Source organism: Burkholderia semiarida (genome assembly GCF_029268935.1).
GTDB lineage: Bacteria > Pseudomonadota > Gammaproteobacteria > Burkholderiales > Burkholderiaceae > Burkholderia > Burkholderia semiarida.
The window spans coordinates 2,053,393-2,077,017 of record NZ_JAHLCL010000007.1 but is presented as its reverse complement, the minus strand read 5'-3'; the positions used below and the strand labels follow the sequence as shown (position 1 = coordinate 2,077,017).

The 23,625-nt window shown below is 59.8% G+C and carries 15 protein-coding genes and 1 pseudogene; 14 read left to right on the top strand and 2 right to left on the bottom strand.

What is annotated here, in order from left to right:
* Positions 1–39 precede the first annotated feature (39 nt).
* The gene (locus KPB06_RS22585; RefSeq protein WP_275920509.1) at positions 40–351 is read left to right on the top strand and encodes a hypothetical protein; all 312 of its coding nucleotides are present in this window, start codon (positions 40–42) and stop codon (positions 349–351) included.
* On the top strand, positions 348–2,117 hold the full coding sequence (gene herA / locus KPB06_RS22580) for an anti-phage-associated helicase HerA (protein ID WP_186047837.1): 1,770 nt from the start codon (positions 348–350) through the stop codon (positions 2,115–2,117). The genes KPB06_RS22585 and herA overlap by 4 nt, the downstream gene beginning before the upstream one ends.
* A gap of 112 nt (positions 2,118–2,229) precedes the next feature.
* Here herA and KPB06_RS22575 read toward each other — a convergent pair whose 3' ends face one another.
* Positions 2,230–6,339, bottom strand: coding sequence for a tetratricopeptide repeat protein (locus KPB06_RS22575; protein WP_275905651.1), 4,110 nt, complete (start codon positions 6,337–6,339; stop codon positions 2,230–2,232).
* Between the two features lie 723 nt (positions 6,340–7,062).
* Here KPB06_RS22575 and KPB06_RS22570 point away from each other — a divergent pair.
* Both KPB06_RS22570 and KPB06_RS22565 read left to right on the top strand, forming a co-directional pair.
* Positions 7,063–8,190 (top strand): acyltransferase family protein, encoded by a 1,128-nt coding sequence (locus KPB06_RS22570; protein WP_275905652.1) that lies wholly within the window; start codon positions 7,063–7,065, stop codon positions 8,188–8,190.
* Positions 8,191–8,669: 479 nt separating this feature from the next.
* Positions 8,670–8,873, top strand: a complete 204-nt coding sequence (locus KPB06_RS22565) for a hypothetical protein (protein WP_089464495.1) — start codon at positions 8,670–8,672, stop codon at positions 8,871–8,873.
* 87 nt (positions 8,874–8,960) lie between these two features.
* Here KPB06_RS22565 and KPB06_RS22560 read toward each other — a convergent pair whose 3' ends face one another.
* Positions 8,961–9,761 (bottom strand): cystine ABC transporter substrate-binding protein, encoded by an 801-nt coding sequence (locus tag KPB06_RS22560; protein ID WP_124659533.1) that lies wholly within the window; start codon positions 9,759–9,761, stop codon positions 8,961–8,963.
* Positions 9,762–10,128: 367 nt separating this feature from the next.
* Between KPB06_RS22560 and KPB06_RS22555 the strand changes: the two genes are divergently transcribed.
* From KPB06_RS22555 to KPB06_RS22505, 10 genes and pseudogenes are all read left to right on the top strand, one after another.
* Positions 10,129–13,308 carry a type VI secretion system Vgr family protein gene (locus tag KPB06_RS22555; protein WP_275905653.1) on the top strand — a complete coding sequence of 1,060 codons (3,180 nt, stop codon included), beginning with the start codon at positions 10,129–10,131 and terminating at the stop codon, positions 13,306–13,308.
* A 55-nt stretch (positions 13,309–13,363) separates the two neighbouring features.
* On the top strand, positions 13,364–18,034 hold the full coding sequence (locus KPB06_RS22550; RefSeq protein WP_275905654.1) for an RHS repeat-associated core domain-containing protein: 4,671 nt from the start codon (positions 13,364–13,366) through the stop codon (positions 18,032–18,034).
* A 17-nt stretch (positions 18,035–18,051) separates the two neighbouring features.
* Positions 18,052–18,696, top strand: coding sequence for a hypothetical protein (locus KPB06_RS22545; RefSeq protein WP_124659537.1), 645 nt, complete (start codon positions 18,052–18,054; stop codon positions 18,694–18,696).
* A 69-nt stretch (positions 18,697–18,765) separates the two neighbouring features.
* Positions 18,766–20,444: pseudogene (locus KPB06_RS22540) on the top strand (RHS repeat-associated core domain-containing protein); the annotation flags it as partial.
* Positions 20,441–20,836: an immunity 50 family protein gene (locus tag KPB06_RS22530; RefSeq protein WP_124659538.1), complete on the top strand. Its 396-nt coding sequence runs from the start codon at positions 20,441–20,443 to the stop codon at positions 20,834–20,836. The pseudogene KPB06_RS22540 and the gene KPB06_RS22530, both read left to right, overlap by 4 nt.
* A 383-nt stretch (positions 20,837–21,219) precedes the next feature.
* Positions 21,220–21,705 (top strand): hypothetical protein, encoded by a 486-nt coding sequence (locus KPB06_RS22525; RefSeq protein ID WP_124659539.1) that lies wholly within the window; start codon positions 21,220–21,222, stop codon positions 21,703–21,705.
* 221 nt (positions 21,706–21,926) lie between these two features.
* On the top strand, positions 21,927–22,235 hold the full coding sequence (locus KPB06_RS22520; RefSeq protein WP_124659540.1) for a hypothetical protein: 309 nt from the start codon (positions 21,927–21,929) through the stop codon (positions 22,233–22,235).
* 236 nt (positions 22,236–22,471) lie between these two features.
* The gene (locus KPB06_RS22515; RefSeq protein ID WP_089464500.1) at positions 22,472–22,789 is read left to right on the top strand and encodes a DUF7716 domain-containing protein; all 318 of its coding nucleotides are present in this window, start codon (positions 22,472–22,474) and stop codon (positions 22,787–22,789) included.
* A gap of 15 nt (positions 22,790–22,804) precedes the next feature.
* Positions 22,805–23,209, top strand: coding sequence for an Imm1 family immunity protein (locus tag KPB06_RS22510; RefSeq protein ID WP_060315468.1), 405 nt, complete (start codon positions 22,805–22,807; stop codon positions 23,207–23,209).
* Positions 23,160–23,573, top strand: coding sequence for an immunity protein Imm33 domain-containing protein (locus KPB06_RS22505; RefSeq protein WP_226094288.1), 414 nt, complete (start codon positions 23,160–23,162; stop codon positions 23,571–23,573). The genes KPB06_RS22510 and KPB06_RS22505 overlap by 50 nt, the downstream gene beginning before the upstream one ends.
* Positions 23,574–23,625: the final 52 nt, after the last annotated feature.

Below are 23,625 nucleotides of genomic sequence, written 5' to 3'. Positions count from 1 at the left end.
TCCCCGTACGTTCTGTTACGCGGCGCTACGCCGTTAGAGTTGATCGAGCTCAAACGGAGCCTTTGGAACCAGGGAGTCAAATTTAGTGATGGCTATCCCTTCAATGGAGCGGATTTCTCGGCCACGTTACTTGCTGCTGATCCAACGAAGGAAAACCTCTGGCGGATCAAGTTCATTCCCGCGGAAGAACAGTTGGCGGCAACCATTGCGGCCATGACTGGCTCAGTTGTTGAAATCTACGACTTATACAAGACAGCACCATTAGACGATGCGTTTGTTCCGAGGGGGAGTGCGCATCACGCGATAAAGTGTAGTAGCGCCTATTTTATTCAAGAGGTTATGCAAGCATGAGCGAACAAAGCGAGATCAAGGCAGAGGTTATCGCGGTCTTTCCCGACAAGGTGAAGATCTCGGTAAGCGATATTGCGTCATTTTCTGATGGACGAAGTCTCAAGGTTGGCTCATACCTGCGAATAACCGATAGCGAGGACTGTGCGCTGATAGCAATAATTGAGAACTTCTGCATTGAAGTTACCGATAAGGCTGAGCGACGTCACATTATCGAGGCGCTTCCCCTCGGCATCATTGCCGATGGAAAATTCATCCGCGGCGGCGACACGCTTACTATTCCGCCAACCGGAGTGTCTCCGGCCACTGAAGATGATATCAAAAAAATCTTTGAAGAATCTGTCGAGCCTGCCAGAAGGTTTATCTTCAGCTCGCTAGTATCAAATGCCAAGATTAAGGTGCCAGTCGATGGCGACAGATTCTTCAATAAGCACCTTGCTGTTGTCGGCTCGACGGGTGCAGGAAAGTCGCATACGATCACAAAAATCATTCAGTCGGCTGTTGATGCGAAGAACGGTGAATACGAACTTAATAACTCGCACGTCGTCATCTTTGACATCCATTCCGAATACAAGTCGGCGTTCCCGAATGCAAATTTTTTGGACGCGAGTACCCTGACTCTTCCTTATTGGCTGCTCAACAGCGAAGAGCTCGAAGAGGTGCTCCTGGATACCGGTGAACGCGACAACTACAACCAGTCAGCGGTATTCCGTCAACTGGTCACCGAGAACAAAAAGAGGCACAACACAGGGGCGAAGTTCGTCTTCTACGATAGCCCGCTGAAGTTTGATATCCACCAGGTCCTGAACGCTCTTTACAACATCAAAAATGAAACCGTGAACTCTAAGAATGAGGCGCGGTATATGGTGGTCGACGGCTCCTACACACTCCCCTCAGATGGCAAGACGGACTCGAGTCACGGCCTCCTGCTCGACGCAGATCAGAGACTCGACAAGTATTTCGCGAGCCGACTCGATTTTCATCCCACCAAGCGTGAGAGCATCACGAACGGTAGCTACGCAGACAAGTCACTCGACAAATTTTTCACCCGCTTCGAGTCGAAGGTCGCGCAGGATCGGCTTCAGTTCCTCTTCGGCCCGGGTGCAGATACGGCCACGCTCGAAGGCACTCTGATGAGTCTGATCGGATATGGGACGAAGCAATCGAACGTCACCGTAATCGACCTCAGCGGCGTACCTTTCGAGGTGCTTAGCATCACCGTCTCGTTGATCTCCAGAATTTTGTTCGAGTACGGCTATCACTACAAGGTGATGAGAAGCGCCGCGGGTGAGTCGATCAACACCGATGCTCCACTTCTGTTGGTCTACGAAGAGGCTCACAAGTACGTGCCAAATAGCGACCTAGCCAAGTTCCGAGCTTCCAAGTTGTCGATTGAGCGGATCGCTAAGGAAGGGCGGAAGTACGGCGTCACGTTGCTGCTTTCAAGCCAACGCCCGTCCGAGATATCCGAGACGATCTTCTCGCAGTGTGCAAATTTTCTGGCCATGCGACTGACCAACCCGAGCGACCAAAGCTACGTGTCGCGCCTGCTGCCAGACACACTCGGCAACCTATGCGAAAAGTTGCCCACCTTGGGGGCGGGCGAGGCATTGCTTATCGGTGAAGCGGTTGTCATGCCCTCGCTGGTCAAAGTTGCGCCTTGCAGCCCGGCTCCGTCCTCTACGGACATTCCGTACTACCAGCTCTGGAAGGATGAGTGGAAGAAGCTCGATTTCTCAGGCATCAAGAAGACTTGGCTTAAGGAGTAAAGTCCGCTCGACTCCTTTGCTTCGGTCGTTTGCCGTCATCTAAACACGCGTCATCATCGAAGCGAAGTTGGGCGGCAGATACGACCTCGAGGCGATGGCCGTTACCGACGGACTACCACGGCAAGCGCGCTCGATGAAGCGTCGCCGCGTTGTTCAGTCGATCAAGCAGCGGTTGTGGAAGATGCGCCTCGGTAGCTAGCGAGGCGGCTCTGAGTAGTTGTCCAAGTTGTTGAGGGGCGTTCCCGTCTTCGCGAATGGCTTCTTGCAGCAATGGCACCGAGAGGCTTGGCGATCGCAGCAACGCCGGAGTGCGCGCGTGCTCTCGCCACATGTACGAGAATGCTTTGGCGAGAGGTTTGAACGCCGAGTCGAGAAAAACTTTGCTCGGCAAAATCGATAGCCAATTCAGAGCTCGAATTTGGCACCTCGCCGTTGTCTCGGGGCTGCGTCGGCTGTCCATGAGGAGGCGGAAAACAGCGCCCAATCTGTCGATCGGCTTTGCGTCGGTGGTCATGACTAGCTTCGCAGCGTCGATTGGGTCGACGGAGATCGCTCGCAGCGCCTCGCGCGCTTCGCCGAGAAGCGCCGCGCTGTGGGCTAGACCACCGAGGTCGGCGATCCAGGCAGCGGCGAGCTCCTCGACTGAGCCGCCCGAGAGGGCTCGGATGAACAGGGCGAGGCAGAACACCGATTCCATGCCCATGGGCGCGGACCGATCAACATCTAGCACTTCGCCTTCAAAGGGCGCGAGAGAGTCCGTCAATGAGGCGATTTCGTTCCTCTGTTGCGCTCGATGCCGCCAAAAGTATTCACTCAGGCCGTAGAGTCCGTCTGACAACTGTTCGAATTGGCCGCGGTCGAATAGCTCATTGCAGCGGAGGTTCCAATACTGGAATCCGGCTGCCAACACCCTCGACTGGGACAGCGTGGAGCGAAGTGCATTGACGCCGTTGCTTTCGACGCGCAGCAACGATGCAATTTCGATCACAAATGCCGCCGCCATATCTGACGGCAGTTTGGGCAGTTCAGCGATGGATTTGTTGCGGTGTGGGCTGCTGCACTGGCCGACCTGAGGCTCGAAAACCGGTTCAGATTCGAACTTGCCGCGAAGCTGTTCCACAATCCAGCGGAGCACGTGGCCGCCGAGCTTTTTGGCAGCAAACAGGTCGAATTGTTTGGCTGGGTCAAAGTCTCGCTCGAACGCCGACAGCCCCGCGACGATAAGCGCAACCACTCGAGAGCGTGCCCCATCTTTGAACGCGCAATATGCCGCGTCGAAGAGCGCTCCTCCCGTCATCGCCGGCATTGAGCTTTCGCTCGCGCTTCGCGACGCGATCTCGAACCACTCCGATGCTGCGCCAAAATCCCCCAAGGTTCCCGCTGCGCAGCCCGCTTTGCGTAAAACATGGGGGGCGCGTTCGAGCTCGGCATTCGAGGCCGAGGGGCGCCACAGCGACCTTTTCCACAAATTCAATGCTTGTTTGAAATCCTTTCTCCCAAAGTAGACGGACGCTTCCTGCGCTATCAAGACGGGGGCGTCGCCAAATCTCTCGATGGCCGTTCGGAGGCATGCGAGGGCGTCTGCGCCGCGAGACAAATGGTCTTCGTAAAGGACCGACAGCAATCTGGCGGCGGAAACCCCCATCGCCCTCGCGTTCCATTGCCCCGCAAGCGAAAGCATTCTGAGCAGCGTCTCTTCGGCAAGCAGCCAGCGAGGCGCCTCTCGATTTGCCTCGTTTTTCCATGGCCCCTGCACGAACAAATGGTTTCTGCTGAAAATGGGGATGGTGAACGCTTTCAACATCCGATCTCGAGCTGCGGGATTTGTTGCTTCAAGCGCGTCAATAAATTCTCGCAACTGGTCCAAATCTTTGCAGCGGGCGAAATTGAAGCCAAATAAGGAGGCGATCAAATCAGCGTCTTTCGTTATCCCACCGGGGCATAGCTCGGCGGTCAACCCTTCACCGAACGGCGCCTCGGGAATGGCGGACTCCAACCGATTGATCTCTTCAAGCGCACGAACAACGGTTCTCGCCCCGAACGACTGATCCGGCGAATCGGCCACCGACATGGCCCACATGAACTGGTTTGCCCCTCGCTGCTTCGAATCTTCTATGCGCGCTATCGAGTCTTCCCACTCCGTGGCAAGGCGAGGAAGTTCGGTTGTGGCCGACTGCTTTGCGATTCGAAATTGTGCCAGTCTCAAGAGAGCGATCGTCTGTGCGTCGAACACCCCCGTATTCGCGCTATCTCCACGCGCCACAAAGACAATAGGGGTCATAAAATCCGCAGCGGCACCGCGTAGCGCCCGCTTCTCGTCGATCAGGGAGGACAAAAATGACGAAAGGCGTCTGTCGTCTCCGCTTTCCCACGCGTGCATGAAGAGCGCGAAAGCCTTGTCCATCGAAACAGACCTACGGCGCACGAGCGCGTCGAAGATGCATTCGTGCGCTTGTGCGACCTTCTTGGGGGACCACACCAACTTGGCCTGTTGAGTGAGGAGCGCTGTGATTTTGTATTCACGAGATGACTGCGTTTCGACCCATCGGCCGACCAGGCGATCAAGCGCATCTCCGGGTGAGCGCAGGCCGACGAACTCCTCTCCAATGAACAAGACCGCCTCGCGGTCTAAAGAGCTCAGAGCGAGACTGAGCGAGTAAAGAAGGTCAAGGTCTGTGTCGGGAAGCGTGCTCGCCGCCTCGCGTCGAGCGAACGCACGCGCCTGCTCGATGCTTGCTGGCGGGTTTTCCATCACTGTGGCGGGTGGATTGTGCCAATCAGCGCCCTGCAATTCGAGACCCAGCAGATGCACGAGCTTCGGGTGCCCGCCGCCGCTTCGCGAAAGAATTACCGCGGCAAATTGTGAGCTCTGGTCGCTAGGGCAGCCGAGCGCAGACACGAACTCACGGATCTCTTCCCGCGAAAGGTCGGGCAGTGCATGAATATGGATGCCAGCCATCCGCAGCCGAGGATCGACTGCCTCAGGATGAACCCCTTTCGCCGTGAGAATCAGAAATTGTTCGCGTCGCGCGCACTGCTCGGCCACCGCGCTGAATCGCGTCCACACCGCTTGCGTAATGGTGGTTGCGACCGGAAAGTCGTCCACAACAACCACTGCTCGGGAGGGCAGGTCGCGAATCGCCAGAAGCAAACGGTCGAATGCGGAAGGCAGCACCGACGTGTCAAATGCCGACAAATCGACCCAGCAATCGACGCCGCCAAGTTCTTTTGCGACCAAGCTCGCCGCGGTGGTCTTTCCTCGCCCTTCGGAGCCGATAATAAGCGCGGGGCCGCCTTGTTGCGCGATGGCGTCGACCAACGATCGGCGAGGCAAGCAGAACCGCGGAAGCGGGGGTTCTACGCCCAGCAAGGCGGAGGACGAGAAAGAGACCGAGGGCAGTTGCCTTGGCGTCGCACCTCGCTCGGCTACCAGCGCTCGCCCCATTAGAGAGATGAGGTCTCGCGTCAAGGGGAGCATCACACTCGTCTTGGCCTCAAATACCCTGAGCAGATCTGCTTTGGTCAGGGAGCGTAGGTTGACGTCGCGATGCTTGATCGTTTCGACGCAATGGGCGAGAAGTCCGTCGACAGCTTTCAGCGATTCGTTGTGGTCGATGTCCCGCTCGTCGCCCAAATCGATTGCCGCCCGCTCCACGGCAAGCTGAACCGAGTCCGTCGAGGGTTCCTTTGTCGCCCAATCGATGCGCTCGAAGAGCTTTGAACGCAACTCGGTCGCGGTGGCGGAGTCAAGAAAGCGTCGTAAGGTTAGGGGCCATAAGGTTGAACTCAGGTGGCGAGCAACGCGTGATGCGGCATCGTCGTCCCCCTCGGCCGCCATTCGCCAAAGGTCTATTCCCTTCACGCCTTGGAACGGATCGCCTTTCTCCGAACCAACATCGCCTCGCGTGACGAAGCGCATTCTGATCGGCCGGTCTGGGTTGCGCTCGACGTGCGCCCAGAAATTCTCGATAGCTTCGCGGACGTCGTTAGACCCGAGCGAGATGTTCTTGCCGGAGTTTTTGATCTGAGATGTGCTGGTCTCGCCGTTTTCGTCTACGAGGTCGAAGTCTTCCGCACCTTCCAGGTAAAGCAATTGACCGGCGCCGAGTTTCGTCCAAGCCTCGACTGACCGCCAAATTTGGTAGTCGTAGCCCCGCAACGAATCGATCGCCTGTCGGCGGGTGTCGGCCGTGAGCGGAGCGGAACGCGTATCGGAGGTCACTGAACGGTCTTTCCTTCGAAAGGCTCTTCTCGTTCACGAATCCAGTGGGCGAGCGTCGTCGCATGGGCGCACGAGGTCGCAAGCGCAATGTCTTGGGCAAGAGGTATGGCGACGAATCGTGTCGCCTCGTCAGCCTCAGAGTGTGGCATCGGCCTTGTTGTTGACTCGGAAACTGTCTCGCATTTTACGGGCAAGGGCGCCCGGTTTGTTGTATTTGGCTTTGAACCGTCCAAGAAAACGTTCGATAGATCGAGGGGGCAAAGGGGGCGGGAAGCGGTGTCGAAGGCAGCAAGTATGTCGGCACCCACCATCGTAAAGTAGGGCTACAATGGCGGCCTAGAAGCCGGTTGTTGTCGTGAGCGCCGTGCCGACTCATTTTTGGGGTGCCGAACTCGGACTGGTAGTCGAACCGGAGTCTTGCCGAAAATTGGGGGCACTTCTGGGGGCACGTCAAAAGCCACGTCTCCCCTGATCCCCGCGTGACAAGACTTTTGCGGATCTGTTTAATTCCTGCAGCCGCACCATATCTGACAAGGGGTTACGCGATGTTTGCGTAGCCCCTTCGCGTTTCCAAAGCACCCGTCACGTTTCCAAAAGACGCTAGACGGCGCTCTAAGACCAGCTCGTCCATAATGGCGAGCGCGCACGAATAGACCATCGTGCGAGGTCAAACTGCCGCCCGGCCGGCGCAGTCCACAACGAAAAATCCAACAAGAATCGATCGTGAAGTTTTCCCGAATTCCCGAGCTTGATGTTCTCCGCTTCATCGCCGCCATTGCCGTTGTGTTCTTTCACTACGCATTTCGAGGCTACGCCGCCGACGACCTGACGACCATGCACTATCCGGCGCTCGAGCCGGTCGCGCAGTACGGGTTCCTGGGCGTGCACCTGTTTTTCATGATCAGCGGTTTCGTGATCCTGATGACGGCGAGCGACGGAAGCATCAAGCGCTTCATCGCGTCACGGGCGTCTCGCTTGCTGCCCGCCTTCTGGGTCTGCTGCACGACCACCTTCCTCGTGATACTCGCCATCGGCGGAGAACGCTTCGCCGCGACGTGGCCGCAATACCTCGTGAACATGGTCACGCTCGGCGGCGGCTTCGGCGCCGATCCGATCGATGGTGCGTACTGGTCGCTCGGCGCGGAGCTACGGTTCTATCGCCTGGTCGGCATTCTGCTCATCGTCGGCCAGATCCATCGCGCCGAGCGCTGGCTGTTTGTGTGGCTCGTCGCCACCGTGCTCGTGGACCTATTTCCGTTCATCAAGCTCAAGGGCTTTCTCGTGACGGACTATGCTGGCTTCTTCATTGCCGGCGCCGCGTGCTTCCTCATTCGTGCACATGGCCTGTCTTGGTCGCGCCTCGTGCTCGTTTGCGCGGCCTGGATGCTGTCGCTCCATCACGAATTCCAGCTCCTGTCGTATTCCAGCGGCCACTTCGAGTACACACTGAGCCCATCGGTCGTGGCGGCCGTGATGACTTCTTTCTTCGTGGTAATGCTGGCGCTGGCACTGCGTCGCATGCCGATGCTCGCCAGCCCGCGGTGGGCCTGGTTCGGCGCAGTCAGTTACCCCCTGTACCTGATCCATCAGAATGTCGGCTACATGGTTTTCAACACGGTCGGCACGGTTGTGAACCAGGTCGTGGTGTTCTGGTCGGTAGTCGTTCTGGCGATCGGGGCTGCGCTGCTGGTGCACGTCATAGTCGAGAAGCCGGCTGCGGGGCCGCTGAAGAGCGGCCTGTTGCGCATGCTCGATGCATTGCAGCGCCGCGCACCGAAGCTGCCGACGTGTCGCCGCCAGCAACAAGGCAATCAACGCGACGGCTTTACCGGCCGCGCGCCCCGTACGTAGGGCGCCGTCGTACCTGGCCCGCTGTGGCCCGCCAGGCGCTACCCTGCTTCGAGCCCTTCGTCGACCGGCTTGTGCGTTACGCCGCACGCGAAGGTCGCGGAACTGAAACTTTGCCTTGTCGATGCCGGCTAACTCGCGCGCCTTGTCGAATCGCGAGGCAGCTTGTCTTTCGTCAGCGGGAACCTGTCGGCAGAGTCACATATCCATATGTTTTCAATAATGCTAATGAGCGCCGGCGTTACCCCTTTTTCCTGTCACGCCCGCGTCACGCCGCACCTCTAACGTTGCACATTCCCATCGCGGCAGCGTTTTCACGAGCCGAGTGTGCGTGACCGCATCCGACGCCGTGCCCGCGTCGCGCAGGCTCACCCGGGATCTCGCTCCCGCCAGCGCATTGGCTTCCGCCTCGCATCCATTCCATTCGAAAACGCGATCGACGCCGATCGAACTGCATCGCGGACGATCAGGAGACACGAACCATGCTGAGCCCGCACGAATTCTCGATGCTGCTGCGCATTGCGCGTGCGCCCGACAGTGTCGATCTCGCGAACCCGGCCTTTGCCGTGCTCGTCGAAAAGCGGCTGGTCGACGACACGCAGGTACGCGTGAACGAAGTGGCGACGCGCCCGGCGCTGACGCCGATCGGCCAGATGCTGCTTGCCCGCTTCGACGACGCGGCCTGACGGAAAAGGCAAAGGGGGAAGGCTGCAACCGCGCGTCACGCCTTCGCCGCAGCGAAAACGTGACGCATCGAACGCGCGCCGAACCGCTTACTGCGCAACCGGCACCGTCACGTCGCTGCCGAACCAGTGCATCGAGATCTTCTTCAGCGTGCCGTCCTTGCGCAGCGAATCGAGCGCGTCGTTGATCGCCTTCTCGAATTTCGGGTTGCCCTTGCGGAACGGGATCGCCATCTCCTGCTTGCCGCCGTTCAGCACCGCACCCGAGCGCAGCGGCAGGTTCGACGTCTTGATCATGTACGGCAGCATCAACCGGTCGTCGAGCGTCGCCTCGATCCGCCCCGCAGCGAGGTCGCGCAGTTTCTCCGGCGCGCCCGGATACGTCTGCACCTCGATGCCCGGCACGCTGCGCGCCATCTGGTCGTAGTTGGTGCCGAGCGTCACGCCGAGCTTCTTGCCCTTGAAATCCTCGAGCGACTTGAAGTTGCGCGTATCGTCCTTGCGCTGGATCAGCTGCGCGGCCGAGTACGTGTACGGCTCGCTGAAGTCGAGCGCTTCCTTGCGCTGCGGCGTGATCGTGACCTGGTTGACGATCACGTCGAACTTGCCGGCCTGCAGGCCCGCGATGATGCCGCTCCATTCGGTCGGAATGAATTGCGTCTTCACGCCGAGCTTGCCGGCGACCGCGTTCGCGACGTCGACGTCGAAACCCTCGAGCTGGCCGGACGTGCCGCGCGAGTTGAACGGCGGATACGTGCCTTCGAGGCCGACGCGCAGCACGCCGGCTTTCTTCACGGAATCGAGCAGGTCTTCCGCGTGCGCGGCGACGGCCGTGAAGCCGAGGGCCGACGCGAGCAGCAGGCCCGACAGCAGGAACTTCGAACGTTTCATCGCGGATCTCCAGTGGTCAGTAGGGTGTTGTGGTGAGCGACGGGCACCGGGCGCTGGGTGGCCTCGATGGGCCGCAATACGGGCACGTAGACACTACTCGCAACCGCGCCGCACCGGAAGTCGAATTGGCCCTGATTGCAATCGATTTCAGCGGATTGAAGGCGGCAATCCAGCGCGACGGCATGGGCTGTGCACGGCGACTGCCTGGTCGAACCGTTCGCCGCGGGCATTCTGGATCCGCTTAAAAATACTCTTTTAAATCAGGTCATTTTTCCGATTCGGGCCGTAATTTGTCTGTAAAATCGCGCGAGCTAAATCGCTCAGCGCGCCATCCGAGGGCGCGTCAAAAGAAGAAAAGGCCGTAGCCATGAACATGCAGAACACGATCGCCGCATTGCGCGGCGGGTTGCTTCAGCAGGACCGGTTGCTGAAGCTCGAGACGCCATTGGGGAGCAACGTCCTGACCGTACAGCGGGCAGTCGGCCGCTCACGCATCGGGCGCGCGTACGAGTTCACGCTCGACGTGCTGTCGACCGACAGCGATCTGGAACTCAAAAAACTGATCGCGCAGCCGGTCACGTTATGGATTCAGCAAGGCGATCGCAGCTACCGGCCGGTGAATGGCTACGTGCACACCGCGCGTCGCCTGGGCGCCGACGGCGGGCTCACGACCTATCAGCTGACGTTCGCCGATTTCACCCATTTCCTGAAGTTCCGTCGGGACCAGCGGATCTGGAACGATACGACCGTCGACCAGATCATCAGCGACGTGCTGGACCAGCATCCGCAGGCGAAGGGCCATTTCCGCTTTGCGCTGTCGAAGCCGCTGCCGAGCCGTTCGTACACGCGTCAGCACGATACCGACTGGCATTTCGTGCACCGGCTGATGGAGAGCGAAGGCCTTTACACCACGTGGCAGCAGGCCGACGACGGCAAGTCGCATACGCTCGTGATCACCGACAACCTGCAGGCGTTCGCGCCGCTGTCGCCGCAGGCCGTGCGCTTCTATCACGGCGGCGCGGCGAGCGAAACTGACGCGCTCACGCAATGGTCCGGCACGCGCACGCTGCAGAGCGTGACCCGAACGACACGCACGTTCGACTACAAGAATCCGTCTCAACCGTCGAATCCGAAAGGCACGTCGCTGCCGACGATGGCCGGCCAGGGCGAATTGCCCGACCAGCTCGAAGTGTACGAATACACCGGTGCGTACACGTATCTGGATCAGACGCGCGGCGATCATCTGACGAAGATCCGGATGGAGCAGTGGGAGTCGGAGGCGAAGCGCTTCCACGGCGCGGGCGGCGTGCGTGCAATGGATGCTGGCCGGCGCTTCACGCTGGCGGACCATCCCGAACACGATCGCGATCCGGCCGACCAGCGCGAATTCGCGGCGATCGGCGTCGAATGGTGGATCGAGAACAACCTGCCCGTTGCCAGCAGCAGCGCCGATTTCCCGTACAGCCTGCGCGAAGCATTGACGCAGGCGCAGGACGGCTATGGCGCCGACCCCGCGTTTCGCGTGCCGCATGACGACGGCTCGGTCGGCTTCTATCTCGTCGAGGTCGAAGCACAGCGCGTGAGCGTGCCGTATCGCAGCCCGTTCGAACACGAGAAGCCGAAGATGCATCTCGAGACGGCGATCGTCGTCGGGCCGCAGGGCGAGGAAGTCTATACCGACGAGCTGAACCGGATCCGCGTGCAGTTCGTGTGGGACCGCCTGAACCCGGGTAACGAGAACGCGTCGTGCTGGGTGCGCGTCGTGCAGTCGGATACCGGCGGCGGCTACGGCGGCGTGCACGTGCCGCGCATCGGCGAGGAAGTGCTGATCGACCATGTGGGCGGCGACTGCGACCGGCCGCTCGCCGTCGGGCGCGTGTACAACGGCGCGAACCAACCGCAGTGGCATAGCGACGGGATCCTGTCCGGGTATCGGTCGAAGGAGTATTCGGGCGGCGGCTACAACCAGCTCGTGATGGACGACGCGACCGGGCAGAACCGCGTGCAACTGATGAGCAGCAGCGCGAACAGCCTGCTGCATCTCGGCTACATCATCGACCAGAACGGCAATGCGCGCGGGTCGTATCTCGGTAGCGGCTTCGACCTGCGCTCCGATGCGTACGGCGCGGTGCGGGCGAGCCAGGGCTTGTACGTGACGACCCATCCGAAGGCGGCGAACAGCCAGCCGCTCGACGTGAAGGAAGCGCAGCAGCAGCTCGTGACGGGCGAGAGCCTGATCGAAGCGATGTCGGGCGTGAGCGAGCAGCATCAGGCGGAAAGCCTGAAGGAGGCGCACGAAACGATGCGCGCGTTCACCGACGCGACGCAGGACAGCAAGTCGGGCAACGCGTCCGGCGGACGTACGGCGGGCGGCGGCACGGGCAGTGCGAATGCGTTCAAGGAGCCGGTGATGCTGTTCGGCAGCCCGTCGGGGATCGGGATGTCGACGCAGCAGTCGCTGCACATGGTCGCGAACGATCACGTGAACGTGGCGAGCGGACAGAGCGTGCACGTGGCCGCGGGCAAGTCGCTGATCGGGAGCATCGGGCAGAAGCTGAGCCTGTTCGTGCAGAACGCGGGGATGAAGCTGTTCGCGGGCAAGGGCAAGGTGGAGATCCAGGCGCAGTCGGACAACGTCGAGGTGACCGCGCAGAAGGCGGTGAAGGTTGTGTCCGCCACCGACCGGATCGAGATCGCGGCCGATCAGGGGATTCTGCTGACGAGCGGCGGCGGGTATATCCGCATCAAGGACGGCAACATCGAGATTCATGCGCCGGGCGCCGTCGATGTGAAGGGGGCGTCGCACACGTTCGCCGGGCCGGCGAGCATGGGGTATCCGTTGCCGAGCCCCCGGCCGGATCAGCCGGGGCAGCTCGAACTGTTTCACAAGTACGTGAACGGCGAGGCGGTGAAAGGCGGACTGTTCACGGTGAAGGACGTGAACGGAGCCGTGCTGAAGAAAGGCGCGCTCGACGACAGCGGTCATACGGTTGTGAGCGGGTTGCCGCCGGGCGCGGTGCGCGTCGAGTTCGGGAAGGATCCGCGCGAGTCGGATCAGCCGGCGAACTATTTCAAGCAGGCGAAGTGGCCGGCGGAGCCCGTGCAACCGTCGCCGGAAGCCGCGCAGGCCGCGGCGAGCGGACAGCTCGCGAGCCAGTTGCAAGGGATGGCGCCGGCCGCGACGACGGCGGCGATGGGGCTGGTGAGTGGCGGCAGCGCGGGCGCGGCCCTCGGCGGGCTCGCGAGCGCCGCATTGCCGGCCGCTGCGACTGCGTTGGGTGGTGCCGGCGTTGCGTCGGCGTTGCAGACAGCCTCCAGCTTGAGCGGTGCGGCGAAGCAGGTGGCCGGGATGGTTCAGGCCGCACGTCAGGGCGGGCTTGCCGCCCTGGCCGCGCCGGCGGCGAATGCGGCGTCCGGCGCGTTGCAGAGCGCATTGCCGGGCGTCGCCGGTATCGCGGGCAAGGGCGCCACGACCGTGGCGTCGGCCACGGGCGCGACGGGCATGAAGCTGCCGACGAGCGGGTTTGGCGGGCCGTTGAAATCCTGAGAGAGCGCGGCTTGTCAGCCGTCTTGAAAAAAGAACGAATTGAACGAAGAACGACATGGCACAACAACTCCCACCGGGCGCTGAGAAGGAACAGGCTGTTACTTGGCTCAGCGATGTTTCCGCCAAGGATGTCGCCGCGGTCGGCAACCGCTTCGATGCGTGGTTGCGCCGGATCAGCGGCAATCACATCACGTTCGAGGATGTGAAGACGTTTGCCGGTGCGGTACCGATCATCGGCAACATCATGGCGATGGTCGACGCGCTGGGCGATATCGCCGAAATCATCGAGAAGCGCGGCGGTCAGGTGCTCGACTACATGAGCCTCGCGATCAACCTGCTCGGCATCATTCCGATTCCGCCGACACTCGCGCCGTTCCGGATGTCGGCGCGGCCGCTGCTCGCGCTCGTTCGTCACGAATTGCTGGCGACCCGCAACAATCTCGGCGCGGCGATCATCTCCGTGCTGGTCACGCATATCAACGCGACGTGTGCGACCGAGATCGAGGATTTTCTGAACAAGCTGAAGGCTGGCCTCGTCGAGCTGCTCGACGGATGTGCATCGACATGCCAGGAAATCATGCTCGCGCTGGCGACGGGCATGGACAAGGCGCTGCACGGTCAGCTCTTCGACGCCAACGCGAATCTGAAGCGACAGCAGCAGCTCGCAGAGAAGATGGCCGACGACCGGCCGTGGTACAGCCCGAGCCGCGTCGGTGACGGCATTCAATTCGCGTACGAAGGAACCAAGGCGCTCGGAAAGAAGGTCATCAACAAGACTGCGGGCACCGTGGCGACGCTCGCGCCGGATGCATGGCTCGAGCCGTTTCGAAGCACGGTGACTTTCCTTCGGACCGAAGCGCCGAAGATTGCGTCATCGATTCGCTCGCTTGCAGGCAGTGAAGAAGGCAAGATGATGTGGCTGGTCTTGCAACTGATCGAGGCAGTCGGGCGCGTCAAGGCACGCGCAAAGCTTCATGAGCAGACTGCGGACGTCAAGGCAAGCGGGAAGAGCCAGGCGAAGAAGACGCGCGGGCAGGAGGGGCTCGAGAAAACCGACGGGCAAGCGCCGGCCGAAGGACCGGGGAAGAGCGCGTGCAAGGCATGCGGGCTCGGGGCATCACCGGCATCCATCGATTTCGCGTTCGGCGACGAAACGTTTTCGCACGTGGATTTCGACCTGCCGGGCGCCATGCCCGTCGTATGGGAGCGTACCTATCGTTCCCGGCTGTCAGCCTATGACAACGGTGAACTCGGTGCACGATGGATCACGCCGTATACGACGCGAATCGACGTCAAGAACGGTCAGTGGATCTATCGCGATGCGGAAGGGCGCAGCATCGAGTACCCGGCGCTTGCGGCCGGTGCGGTGCACGACGATCTGTCCGAGAACCTGACGCTGTCGCGGCTCGACGATACCTGGGTGACGATCGCATACGGCCATGACGTGCTGCATGTGTACGAGCGCCGCGGCGACGCGTTCCGGCTTGCGATGCAGAAGGACCGCGCCGGCAACACGATCACGCTCGACTACGATGCGCTCGATCGCGTTGCGCGCCTGATCGATGCGAGTGGCAATGTGCTCGCGTTCGAACACGACAGGCACGGCCGTATCGTGCAGATCGAGCACGTGCTCAAGGACGGTGCGCGTCGCACACTGGCGAGCTACGAATACGATGCGGACGGGGACCTCGTGCGCGCGGTCGATCGTCATGGCAATGCGCGGACGTATCAATATCACCGCCACCTCGTGACGCGTTACACGGACCGAACCGGCCGCGGGATGACGCTCGAATGGGATGGCGCGGACGCGCAAGACAACGCAGACGCGAAATGCATTCGCGAATACGCCGACGACGGCAGTCTGGATCTCCGGCTCGCGTGGAATCCGAACATCCGTCTGACCTACGTGACCGACGCGCTCGGTCAGATGACGCGGTACTACTTCAACATCCACGGCTATGTGTATCGGATCGTGTATCCGGATGGTAACCAGGAGTGGTTCCGGCGCGACGCCCATCACAATCTGGTGCTGCATATCCGGCAGGACGGCAGCATCGAGCGTCGCGGATACGACACGCGCGGTAACCTGATTCGGCACGAGCGGGCGGACGGCAGCGTCGTCGAGATGGCGTATGACGACAAGGATCAGATGATCCGGCTCGTCGATCCGAATGGTCATGTATGGCAGCGCAAGTACGACGACGCGGGCAACGTCGTCGAGGAAATCGATCCGCTCGAACATTCCACGAAGTACGAATACAACGACAAGGGTTTGCCGACGCAGATCACCGATGCGAAGGGCGGCTCGAAGACGCTCGAGTACAACGATGCCGGGCAGATCACGCGCTATACGGACTGCTCCGGAAAGACGACGGAGTGGCGGTACGACGATATCGGGCGTGTGATCGAGACGAAAGATGCGGCCGGAGGCGTGGTTGCCTATCGTTACGGCCTGAACGGACAACCGACGGAAGTGCGTTCGCCTGCCGGTGTCGAGCAGGTCCAATACGACGCGGAAGGCCGTTTGCTGCGGCATACCGATCAACTCGATCGTTCGACGCGATATGGCTACGATGCGGCCGGGCGCATTGCGAGCCGCGCCGATGCGCTCGGGCAGACGGTTGCGTATCGCTATGACCGTCTCGGCCGCTTGTCCGCGCTGACCGATGCGAACTTTGCGACGTACCAGTTTCACTACGATCCTGCGGGACGGCTGATCGAGGAAGTGGGCTTCGACGGCAAGTCGACGCGCTATCAGTACGACAGCGTGAGCGGCAGTCTCGTTTCGATCGATGAAGCGGGTTGCGTGACTTCGGTCGAAGTCGATGCAAACGGCCGGCTGCTGAAGCGCGCCGCGGGGGAAAGCGAAGAGCGGTTTGCCTACGATCCGAGCGGCAGGTTGATCGACGCGGTGAATCGGTACAGCCGCGTGAAATTTTTCTTCGATCCGGTTGGCAATCTGGTGCGTGAACATCACGCCTACGATCTGTTCGGCGACCGGCGCAGCTACGTATGGCATCACGAATACGATGAACTCGGCAATCGGCGGCGTACCGTTCGGCCGGACGGGCATGTGGTCGACTGGTTGATGTATGGCTCCGGGCACGTGCACGGGATGCTGCTCGATGGCGAGGAGCGCGTGCAGTTCGAGCGTGACGATCTTCATCGCGAGACGGTGCGCGTGTTGTCGAGCAAGGTTGGGCAGCGCACGCACTATGATCCGGCCGGACGTGTGTTGCAGCAGACGATCCAGCGGTCGACGTCACCTGCGCCGCTTGCCGAGCGGCGGTATCGCTATGACGCGGCGGGGCAGTTGTCGCGAATCGAGGACAGCCGTAAGGGCGGAACCGACTATCGGTACGATCCGGTCGGACGGTTGATCGAGGCGATCAGTCCGGTCGCAAAGGAACGGTTCGCGTTCGATCCGGCGAGCAACATCATCGATCCGGTGCGGACTGCGGAGACGCCGACATCGCGTCCGAGCCCGGTGCGACCGGAAAGCACGTTGCCTGTCGAGGTGCCGAAGGTGCTCGGGAACCTGCTGAAGGCGTATGCGGGGATGCACTTCGAGTACGACGCGCGCGGGAATCTGGTGCGTAAGCGTACGCCCGCAGGTGAGCAGGAATACGAGTGGGATGAGTTCAATCGCTTGCTGCGCGCGCGGGTTGCCGAGACGTCGCGGCAGAGTCAGGCACGGTATTTCTATGATGCGTTCGGTCGACGTATTGCGAAGGAGGTGAACGGCGAGCGGACAGTGTTCGGGTGGGACGGTGACACGCTGGCGTATGAGAGTGACGGCGAGCGCGGCACGCACTATCTCTACGAGCCGGGGACGTTCGTGCCGCTGGCGCAGTATGTGGCTGAGCCCGTCGATGGGATCGCGACGCCGGAGTGGAAGAGCACCGACCGCTATGTGCCGGAGGAGGATCCGCTGCAGAAGGTGCCGGAGCGGCGGGGTGACGCGGCGGTGTTCTATTACCACTGCGATCAGATTGGTACGCCGCAGCTTCTAACGGACGACGATGGCGACGTCGTCTGGGAAGCGTCATATAAGGCGTGGGGTGAAGCGCGGGAGGTGATTGCGCGGGCGTCGAAGGCGGCGGGGATTGTGGCGAGGAATCCGTTGCGGTTTCAGGGGCAGCAGGCCGATGACGAAACAGGGCTGCATTACAATCGGCATCGGTACTATGATCCGGCGTTTGGACGGTTTGCGTCGGCTGATCCGGTTGGGCTAGCGGGCGGTTCAAACGGGTATGAATATTCAGCCAATCCGATCGACAGCATAGATCCCCGTGGTCTAACAGCAGACCGACTTGGGCGAAACCTCGCTCGTGCAGGGAGACCTCTTCAGCCAGGACAAACGCCGCACCACATCGTTCAGGAAAATTGTCGCAAGGGCGCGCCAAATAGCCACGTGCAGAAGTCACGCGAAATTTTGGAGCGGAATGATATCGATATCGACTCCGCATCGAATGGCGCTCGTTTGTGGGGTACTGGCAACGCTCAGGTACAGGTGCCGGGGCACCCGGGACGAGTAGCTGCGCGGGCTGATGGCACCTACCACGCCGGCGCGCACATCCATGGCACCGACAATGATAAGTTGATATATCAAGTGCTTAAGGGCGTCGAGAAGAGGGGGGGCAATGTTGAAAATGCTCTCCGCGATATTGGGCAACGAATGGAAAACGGCAGCTGGAAGGGTACTTTCAGTTGCTGCTGCGACTAGGGGGTGATGGAATGCTATTGGAAGAGTCGATTGTCGAAAATATGCTGACTACGCTCCGGCAGGAATTTGAGTCGTTTGACACCACGAATTTCTACGGTCGATATCTTGAGCTTAGGGATTCGGTGGACGACTGGAAATTTTCGTCGGGTGATTATTTTTCATGTCTGCCATATGAGGAGCAGCGGCAGGGTTTCTCTGCGCCAAAGTTGCTCAAGAAGCGCTATGAAAGCGTTGACGAAGCACGCTGGCTAGGGAAATACAGTGCAGGCTTCCGGGATGGAAGGCATGTCGTCACAGTCATGCCAAGTCAAAAGACCGTGCGGGCGCTTAGTGCGGATTTGTATAGCGAAGACGATGGTGTAATCAATGTATGTAGCATCACTCATAAGGGAATTGACCATCCGGAGAAGGTAACATCACGCCTGACGGGTATTGCGCGGATGAAACCGTTCGATGAGTCACGCAAGGTATACGTTGCCGTTGGCGAGGGTGGGGCATTTGCGATTTATCTTTATACGTACTCTGCTGATGCAAAGCCGCTGACTGCGCGGGCGTTTTCGAAAGGATGGACGAGCGAATCTCAGTGGGACTTCCATTACGACTCGTCTGGCGAGTTGGATCGAATTACTGCCGGCCCGGCGACACTTTGGGCGCGTGCGTAGTCGACGTTTACCGAGATACCTTTGATATTGATCGAAGGAAATACTGCAGGAAGAGGCTAACGCGTCAAAAATCTGTTCGGCGACCGGCGCAGCTACGTTTGGCATCACGAATACGATGAACTCGGCAATCGGCGGCGTACCGTTCGGCCGGACGGGCATGTGGTCGACTGGTTGATGTATGGCTCCGGGCACGTGCACGGGATGCTGCTCGATGGCGAAGAGCGCGTGCAGTTCGAGCGTGACGATCTTCATCGCGAGACGGTGCGCGTGTTGTCGAGCAAGGTTGGGCAGCGCACGCACTATGATCCGGCCGGACGTGTGTTGCAGCAGACGATCCAGCGGTCGACGTCACCTGCGCCGCTTGCCGAGCGGCGGTATCGCTATGACGCGGCGGGGCAGTTGTCGCGGATCGAGGACAGCCGCAAGGCGGAACCGACTATCGGTACGATCCGGTCGGACGGCTGATCGAGGCGAGCAGTCCCATCGCGAAGGAACGGTTTGCGTTCGATCCGGCGAGCAACATCATCGATCCGGTGCGAACGGCGGAGACGCCTGCATCGCGTCCGAGCCCGGTGCGGCTGGAAAGCACGTTGCCTGTCGAGGTACCGAAGGTGCTCGGGAACCTGTTGAAGGCGTATGCGGGGATGCACTTCGAGTACGACGCGCGTGGGAATCTGGTGCGCAAGCGTACGCCGGCGGGTGAGCAGGAATACGAGTGGGATGAATTCAATCGCTTGCTGCGCGCGCGGGTTGCCGAGACGTCGCGGCAGAGTCAGGCGCGGTATTTCTATGATGCGTTCGGTCGACGTATTGCGAAGGAGGTGAACGGCGAGCGGACGGTGTTCGGGTGGGATGGTGACACGCTGGCGTACGAGAGCGACGGCGAGCGGGGCACGCACTATCTCTACGAGCCGGGGACGTTCGTGCCGCTGGCGCAGTATGTGGCTGAGCCCGTCGATGGGATCGCGACGCCGGAGTGGAAGAGCGCCGACCGCTATGTGCCGGAGGAGGATCCGCTGCAGAAGGTGCCGGAGCGGCGGGGTGATGCGGCGGTGTTCTATTACCACTGTGATCAGATTGGTACGCCGCAGTTGCTGACCGATGGCGACGGCGACGTTGTGTGGGAAGCGTCGTACAAGGCGTGGGGCGAAGCGCGGGAGGTGATTGCGCGGGCGTCGAAGGCGGCGGGGATCGCGCCTAAGAATCCGTTGCGGTTTCAGGGGCAGCAGGTCGATGACGAAACAGGGCTGCATTACAACCGGTATCGGTACTACGATTCCGGAAGTGGGCGCTTCGTTGGCAAAGATCCGATTGGGCTCGCTGGCGGGATCAACGCGTATCAATATGCTGACAACCCAACAGGGTGGATCGACCCGCTCGGCCTTGCTCGCTGTCCTTGCGATCCGTGTGGTAAGTCTCGTCGGTCAAGTCTGAGAGATATTCGTCGGCAGCTCGGCATCCCCTTGTCTCAGCAGCCCATCAGCCAGAAAATGGTCCCGTTGACGGATTCCAGCGGAAATTGGCTTCTTGGCGACAACAACAAGCCCGTCATGACGCGGGAATTGACCTATCAGGTCGGTGGTAAAAACGTGGTCATCCAAGACCATTCCGCAGGCCACGTATTCGGAGAAGGGGGGATCGGCGATCAACCGTCACACCACAACGTACGCCCCGAAGAAAACACCCGCACAGGAAAGATTCAGGGAATGGATGATCACTATTACTTCGACTGCCGGAACAAGAAATGAACCCGATACAGCGGATCATGAATCCACAAGCCCTTACGGCGCTTTATGGGAGCGAAGCACCACTTGATGGTGCCGAGATCCTTGAGGTTCAACTCAAGCGGGACGAACCTCGACTGTCGGTGAGAATCATGACCACTCAGAAGCCTGTTTCGCAGCCGAACCGATGGCCGAAAGACTATGACGTCGTCTATCTGAGCTTGTCATTTATCGGTGTTTCCGGCCTCTCCATCGGAGGGTGGGGGTACGATAACATTGTTGCGTCGTTTGTATCGACCGTCGCCGATAATGTTGCTGCGATAACGATTAATTGCAAGGAAGGCGCGGCGATTGCGTTGAAGTACGACTGGGTTCGCGTAGAGGGAATCACGTACGGCAATCTAGGTAGCGCCTAACTTTTCCAGTCCGCGCATAACTCGATGCGCTGAATCGACCCACTTGGGCTGGCTCGTTGCTCTTGCGAGCGCTGCTCAAAATGGGACGTTGGTCAGTACGACGAGCTCAAGAGGCGTTCAGCTTCAGGTGCCAATCGCGCAAGCGTACATTTACGACGCCGTTCCTGAGGACCAGCGTTCTCCATTTACTTATGGCTATTGTGGGGAACCCGATGCGCTCAGTCACATTGCCGCGAGCAATAATGTCAAATCGGTCGATGAGTTGAGGGGTATTACTCAAGGCGCAACATCAACAACTATCAGAAATGACGGAAAGCATTTGAAGTTCTGTCCCTCTTGTGCTCAAGTGATGCGGAAATGGGAGTGTGTGACGGAGTGAAGGAATGATTGATCATCGGGAAGTGAGCGAAGTCGAATCGCTTGAGGTAAAGCTGCTCGAAAAGAATGCTTCATTCAGCGAAATCACGAATCATTATGCAAAATTTCTGCTTGATCTTGTTCAAGGAGAGGTGCTGGGAAATTTAATTCGTGATCGAGAGAAGCGGATTGCTGCGGCGTATTTAAAAATGGTTCCAATCATTGATGATATAAAGTCGCCGCGGTTAACAAGAAGGCAGGTGCTTGCGAGGCTATGGCACCTGGAAAAGGTGGCGCGGAAATCAAATGCCGCATTTTCTGCTCTGGTTCGATGTGTAATTTGCTGCTTTGGAAGTGAGGGGCAATGGCTGCAAGATGATATCCGGGATGAGACACCGCTCTATGTCTATTTGTTCTTTTTGAAAATAGTTGGGCCGGAGTTGGAAAAATATTTTATTGAATATTTTGGCCGAGTGGGAGGACATCTGATGGCATGCGAGTGTGACACTTGAGCGGGTGTGCCGATTTGCGACCAGATCGATACACCGCGATGACTGACGAACAATTGCGATGATGTGGTGTGGGATACGTCGTACAAAGTTTGGGTGAAGCGCGAACGGTGATTTCGCAGGCGTCGAAGGCGGCCGGGCTTGTGCCGAAGAATGTGTTCGGTTTCAGGGGCAACAAGTCGACGAGAAGACGTTACGAATGAGAAACGTCAATGAGACGAAACATGGGCACGATACTGTGTAAATCGCATGGCGCGACCGATGTGATACACGTTTCAAGCGATATCGCGGCCGACATGATAACGGATGCGGGGCGCCTGGAAATGCTCCGTTATGACATCGATTGGCTGGGAGACGGACGCCCCGACATTTCGTACTTCGTCTCGACGGAGGTGGCGAAACAGTTCAGTCTGCCAGAGCCTGGTGATGCGTCATTTGGGCCGGATTTCGAGGAGCGGCATGCGGCTGTCTTCGGCAAGCTTGCCGCTGTTTGCGCCAAGTGTTTTGGCGAGTATCAGAGCAGAATTGCCTGACCGGTTTGGGAAATAGGCATTGCGATATTGTGAATCTCCGGCAGCCAGATATAGCTGGCATGGGCTCGTCAGACGGTTGACCCGACCGTATTTTCGATCCACATGCAGCACACACCCCCACCCGCCTGCAACGGAAGCCTGCCGATCGCGCTCGCTTGAAATTGGCATAATCACGGCCTGCCGTGAGGTTCTCGCGGCCGATGCAACGCAATCATCCGGATACCACCGCAATACCCATGTCGATCGACTCCCCGACCGAAGTGTCGCTACAACATATTCTCGAACGCCCCGGCGATTTCTCCGGGTGGCTTTACCTGCCGCCGATGCCGTGGGCGCTCGATACCGAGGGGGCGTTTTTCGAAGACGTCGATTACGCGAAAGCAGAGGTTGCGCCTGCCATGGCGGCCCAGCCCGGCTGGAAAGTCACGCTGGACAGCGCGACGATCGAGGACATCGTGATCAACGCACACGATCAGGTCGACGAGCCGAGCGTCGCGCAATTGCTCGACGCGTTTGTCTTCTACGTCGAGAACGACGCATTTATCCTGTTTTGACGCCACGCATAGCGAATGCGAACGACGACAGCGATCGAGGAAACAACCATCGGCAACCGTTCACACGTGACGGAAGCGCCGTGCGACGACCCTGCGCAAGCGATCGCGGCCGTCGAACGACTGAACGGCCGCGATCGCTCGACCGTCGCCTTCGACGCGAGCGATGCAACGGTGATGACGATTGGCGGCGGCCACGACGGCCGATACGTCGTCTTCATCGCATCGGAGATCGATGCCGCATTACTGAACCTGACGACGCCCGGAGTGTCGGCGGACGAAACGGTCGAACTCGTGGCGGGCGGCCAGCGAGGCCGCTATCCGGCGCGACAGTGCGTCGACCTCGCGACTGCGACGCAGGCGGCAGCCTATTTTGTATCGACTGGCGGCGCCGATCCGCGGTTATGCTGGCAAGCCGGCTGACCCTCCGCGCGAGGGGAAGGACATGAACATGGCGGACGATTTGGCAGCGCTGCGCGCACAACAGGACGCCGTTTGCGCACGCTACGGCCTGCATGCCGTCGAACCTGAAGACATGGTTGCCGTCGCGATGTCGACGCTCGGGCGCATGCCCGTCTACGGCACGCGCGTCGCACTGTCCGAAGGCGACAACGTCGGATGGTTCTTTCATTGCGGCGAATATTCCGACGCCGCCGACTTCTATCAGCCGTTGCATGCGGCGCACCTGTCGACCTATCTGCCATCGGTTCTACCATATCTATGGTTGCCGGCCGGCGCACGCTTCATCATCGACGATGCCGGCTATGAAGACGTGTGGATGGAGTGAGGCACCGACACGCCACCGATCTTTTTCAGTTGTTTGGACAAAGCGGGCAGAA

Coding starts and splice junctions, on each gene's coding strand:
- KPB06_RS22560 (WP_124659533.1), bottom strand. CDS start 9,761: ATGAAACGTTCGAAGTTCCTGCTGTCGGGCCTGCTGCTCGCGTCGGCC.
- KPB06_RS22555 (WP_275905653.1), top strand. CDS start 10,129: ATGAACATGCAGAACACGATCGCCGCATTGCGCGGCGGGTTGCTTCAG.
- KPB06_RS22510 (WP_060315468.1), top strand. CDS start 22,805: ATGCGAACGACGACAGCGATCGAGGAAACAACCATCGGCAACCGTTCA.
- KPB06_RS22565 (WP_089464495.1), top strand. CDS start 8,670: ATGCTGAGCCCGCACGAATTCTCGATGCTGCTGCGCATTGCGCGTGCG.
- KPB06_RS22515 (WP_089464500.1), top strand. CDS start 22,472: ATGTCGATCGACTCCCCGACCGAAGTGTCGCTACAACATATTCTCGAA.
- KPB06_RS22550 (WP_275905654.1), top strand. CDS start 13,364: ATGGCACAACAACTCCCACCGGGCGCTGAGAAGGAACAGGCTGTTACT.
- KPB06_RS22530 (WP_124659538.1), top strand. CDS start 20,441: ATGAACCCGATACAGCGGATCATGAATCCACAAGCCCTTACGGCGCTT.
- KPB06_RS22520 (WP_124659540.1), top strand. CDS start 21,927: ATGGGCACGATACTGTGTAAATCGCATGGCGCGACCGATGTGATACAC.
- KPB06_RS22525 (WP_124659539.1), top strand. CDS start 21,220: ATGATTGATCATCGGGAAGTGAGCGAAGTCGAATCGCTTGAGGTAAAG.
- herA (WP_186047837.1), top strand. CDS start 348: ATGAGCGAACAAAGCGAGATCAAGGCAGAGGTTATCGCGGTCTTTCCC.